General features: G+C 33.6%; 4 protein-coding genes and 1 pseudogene. All 5 read left to right on the forward strand.

What is annotated here, in order from left to right; translation table 11 throughout:
- A pseudogene (locus tag B2S90_RS10535) lies at window positions 1-432 on the forward strand (aspartate carbamoyltransferase); the annotation flags it as partial.
- The gene (locus B2S90_RS10540) at window positions 429-854 is read left to right on the forward strand and encodes an aspartate carbamoyltransferase regulatory subunit (protein WP_055234217.1); all 426 of its coding nucleotides are present in this window, start codon (window positions 429-431) and stop codon (window positions 852-854) included. The pseudogene B2S90_RS10535 and the gene B2S90_RS10540, both read left to right, overlap by 4 nt.
- A gap of 95 nt (window positions 855-949) precedes the next feature.
- On the forward strand, window positions 950-1,378 hold the full coding sequence (locus B2S90_RS10545; RefSeq protein ID WP_055234218.1) for a MarR family winged helix-turn-helix transcriptional regulator: 429 nt from the start codon (window positions 950-952) through the stop codon (window positions 1,376-1,378).
- Window positions 1,379-1,391: 13 nt separating this feature from the next.
- Complete coding sequence (locus B2S90_RS10550; protein ID WP_347566900.1) at window positions 1,392-3,143, forward strand: ABC transporter ATP-binding protein; 1,752 nt, start codon at window positions 1,392-1,394, stop codon at window positions 3,141-3,143.
- Window positions 3,133-4,403: ABC transporter ATP-binding protein (locus tag B2S90_RS10555; protein ID WP_286697024.1), on the forward strand; the 1,271-nt coding region annotated here is incomplete at its 3' end. The genes B2S90_RS10550 and B2S90_RS10555, both read left to right, overlap by 11 nt.

Below are 4,403 nucleotides of genomic sequence, written 5' to 3' on the forward strand. Positions count from 1 at the left end.
TTAAAAGCAATGTCACGTTATGAAGGTACTAAGTTTGTATTCATCTCTCCAGATGAATTAAAGCTTCCTGAATACTTAAAAGAAGACATTCTTGATCCAATGGGTATTGAATATAAAGAAGTACGTAGCATGGAAGAAGTCATGCCAGAATTAGATATCCTTTATATGACAAGAGTACAGCAGGAGCGTTTCTTCAATGAACAGGATTATATCCGTTTAAGAGATACTTATATCTTAGATGAAGAAAAATTACAGGCTGCAAAGAAAGATATGATTGTTATGCATCCACTTCCACGTGTCAATGAAATCAAGACTGAAGTCGATGCAGATCCAAGAGCTGCTTATTTCAGACAGGCTCATAATGGACGTTTTATCCGTATGGCATTGATCTTAAGCTTATTAGGATTACAGAATGAGGTGGAAAGATTATGAGAATAGACAGTATTAAAAATGGTATTGTGATTGACCATATTGCAGCTGGTAAAGCAAAAGAAGTATATGATGCTCTTGATCTAGGTAAGTTAGATTGTCAGGTTGCAATCATCATGAATTGCCGTTCTAATAAGATGGGTAAGAAAGATATCATCAAGATTGATAATGATTTTGATGTTGATTTAGATGTATTAGGTTATATTGATCCTAATATTACTGTTTCTATTATTAAGAATGGTGAAACAGTAGAAAAGAAGAAATTACAGCTTCCAGAAAAAATCATTAATGTGGCTAAATGTAAGAACCCCAGATGTATTACATCTGTAGAAAGAGATTTAGATCAGGTGTTCTATCTAGCAAATAGAGAAAAACGTATCTATAGATGTTATTATTGTGAATCTAAGGCTGAGAAGAAGGACTAAGTCCTTCTTTTTTCATAATTTGATATTTAATAGCATACTATTGACATTGAATTGAAAGTGTACTATCATTCTAATGCGCAGAAGGAGGTAAACTGATGAGAGAAAGTGAAGCAGTAAGCTATATTAAGCATATTAATGACTGTTTAAAGAAGCGTGCAAATAATTCTTTAAGAAAAGAAGGATTAACTTTAATGCAGTCCCATGTTTTATTGAAATTACAGGACGCACCTGATCAGAGAATGACCTTTAAGGAGATTGAGAAGGATTTACATGTAGCTCAATCAACAACTGCGGGACTTCTTAGAAGACTTCAGGAAAAGAATCTGATTGATTGTTGTGATGATCCTAAGGATAAGCGAATTAAAGTTGCCTGTTTATCACAAAAAGGTGAAAGCCATTGTGCACAGGTAAGACATAATATAGCGCAATCAAATCGTTTGATGATGAGTGGGTTAACACAGGAAGAAATTGATACTTTAGCTGATCTTCTTAGTAAAGTCTATTCAAATCTAGAAAATGAATGAAAGGGGAAATAATATGAATATTATTCGTGTGCTTAAGAAAAGTATTCGTGAATACAAGAGAGATTCAATTTTGACACCTGTTCTTGTTGCATTTGAAGCATTAGTAGAATGCATTATTCCATTAATGGTTGCAAATCTAGTCAACAGAATGCAGAATGGCTGTGATATTTCAGTTATTGTGAAATTTGGTGTTATATTAACTGTCATGGCATGTTTCTCACTTCTATTTGGTGCACTTGCTGGTATTAAAGCAGCCAATGCTTCAGCTGGTTTTGGTAAGAACTTACGTAAAGACTTGTTTGTTGCGGTTCAGAACTTCTCATTTGAAAACATTGACCGTTTTAGTGCATCTTCACTTGTAACTCGTATGACAACTGATGTCACTAACGTTCAGATGGCTTATATGATGATTATTCGTACAGTTGTACGTGCTCCACTTATGTTGATCTTCTCATTGGTCATGGGATTTATTATGGGTGGTCGACTTGCGTTGATCTTCCTATTTACTATTCCAGTACTTGGTATTGGGTTAGGACTTGTCATTAAGAAGACAATGCCTTTATTTAGAAAAGTATTTAAAAAATACGATAACTTAAATAATTCAGTACAGGAAAATATCAACGGTATTAGAGTTGTAAAATCATTTGTACGTGAAGAGTTTGAAAAGAAGAAATTCAATGAAGCAGCTGAAGATGTTTGTGGTGATTTCACAAGAGCTGAAAAGATTCTTGCATTAAATAACCCAATGATGCAGTTCTGTCTTTATGTTGTAATGATCTTTGTGCTTACTTTTGGCTCTTATTTAGTTGTTAATTTTGGTGGTAATATCATTCAGGTTGGACAGTTATCTTCATTGCTTACTTATAGTTTCCAGATTCTTATGAGCTTGATGATGTTATCAATGGTTTTTGTTATGGTGACTATTTCTATCGAATCATGTGAACGTATTGTTGCTGTATTAGAAGAAAAACGTACTATTTCTAATCCAGAAAATCCTATTTATGAAGTAAATGATGGTTCTATTGATTTTGATAATGTATCATTTAAATATTCTAAGCGTGCTGATCGTTATGCTCTTGAAAATATTAATCTACATATTAAATCAGGACAGACAATTGGTGTTCTAGGAGGAACAGGTTCTTCTAAAACGTCACTTGTAAATCTTATTTCACGTCTATATGATGTCACTGAAGGTGAAGTTAAAGTCGGTGGTGTAAATGTAAAAGACTATGACTTAGTGACTCTAAGAGACGCTGTCTCTGTTGTATTACAGAAGAATGTCTTATTCTCTGGTTCTATTAAAGAAAACTTACGCTGGGGTAATAAAGATGCTACAGATGAAGAAATAGAAGAAGCATGTCATCTTGCTTGTGCAGATGAATTTATTGAACAGTTCCCAGATAAATATGATACACATATTGAACAGGGTGGTACTAACGTTTCTGGTGGTCAGAAACAGAGATTATGTATTGCTCGTGCATTACTTAAGAAACCTAAAATCTTAATTCTTGATGACTCTACAAGTGCTGTAGATACTAAAACAGATGCTATTATTAGAGCAGGATTTAAGAAGTTTATTCCTGAAACTACAAAAATCATCATTGCACAAAGAGTTTCAAGTGTACAGGATGCAGATCAGATTATTATCATGAATAATGGTTCTGTTGAAGCAATCGGTACTCATGATGAACTTCTTGCATCAAATCCAATTTATCAGGAAGTATATTATTCACAAAACAAGGGAGGTGAACAGGATGAAAAATAATCGTGGTAATAAGAAGAACACTTTTACACGTCTTATTAAAACACTCTTTGAATTCTATCCTGTTCTTCTACCTATTATTATTGCATTAATTCTTTTTAACTCAGTCGTCAGCTCTATTCCATCTATATTTATGCAGAATATCATTGCTGTTATTGAAAAATACTGGCGTACAAAAGACTGGCTACATGCTAAGCCTGAAGTATTATCATTTGTAACTGTATTACTTATTCTTTATATTCTTTCATTAATTGCTTCATTTACATACAACCGTTTAATTGCTGTAGTCACTCAGGGTTCTTTAATGAAATTCAGAGAAAAGATGTTTGCAAGAATGGAAAGTCTTCCAATCCGTTATTTTGATACAAATGCACATGGTGATATCATGTCTATTTATACAAACGATACTGATACATTAAGACAGCTTATTTCTCAGTCATTACCTGCATTAATGCAGACTTCTATTGTTCTCTTAACAGTATTTAGTATTATGATTTACTATAGCTTCTGGTTAACAGGGGTTGTATTAATTGGCTGTGTTATCATGTTCTTTATCACTAAGAGTTTTGGTTCTAAGAGTTCAAGATTCTTTATTAAACAGCAGCAGACTCTTGGTACAACTGAAGGTTATATCGAAGAAATGATGAATGGGCAGAAGGTTATTAAAGTATTCAATCATGAAGAAGATGCAATCGCAGGGTTTGATAAAGTAAACAATGCCTGGTTTGAAGCATCTAGAAAAGCCAATACATTTGCGAATATCTTGATGCCTGTTCTTCATAACATGGGTAATATTCTTTATGTATTAATTGCCTTAACAGGTGGTATTCTTCTTTATCTAAAGACACCAAATGTATCTTTATCTGGTATGGCACTTAATATTTCTATCGTTGTTCCATTCTTGAATATGACTAAGCAGTTCACTGGTCAGATTGGTCAGATTTCTCAGCAGATCAACTCTGTTGTTATGGGTCTAGCAGGGGCTAGTCGTATCTTTGGATTATTAGATGAAGAACCTGAATTTGATGAAGGTTATGTTACTTTAGTGAATGCTAAAGAAGAAAATGGTGAATTAGTAGAAACAACTGAACGTACTGAAATGTGGGCATGGAAACATCCACATGAAGATGGTACTGTGACTTATACAAGACTTGAAGGCGATGTAGAAATGCATGATGTGGATTTCGCTTATAATCCTAATAAGATGATTCTTCATAACATCACATTATATGCAAAGCCTGGTCAGAAAATAGCCTTTGTAGG

Source organism: Catenibacterium sp. UBA627 (assembly GCF_002299355.1).
Classification (GTDB): Bacteria; Bacillota_I; Bacilli_A; order Erysipelotrichales; family Coprobacillaceae; genus Catenibacterium; species Catenibacterium mitsuoka.

Coding starts and splice junctions, on each gene's coding strand:
- B2S90_RS10540 (WP_055234217.1), top strand. CDS start 429: ATGAGAATAGACAGTATTAAAAATGGTATTGTGATTGACCATATTGCA.
- B2S90_RS10545 (WP_055234218.1), top strand. CDS start 950: ATGAGAGAAAGTGAAGCAGTAAGCTATATTAAGCATATTAATGACTGT.
- B2S90_RS10550 (WP_347566900.1), top strand. CDS start 1,392: ATGAATATTATTCGTGTGCTTAAGAAAAGTATTCGTGAATACAAGAGA.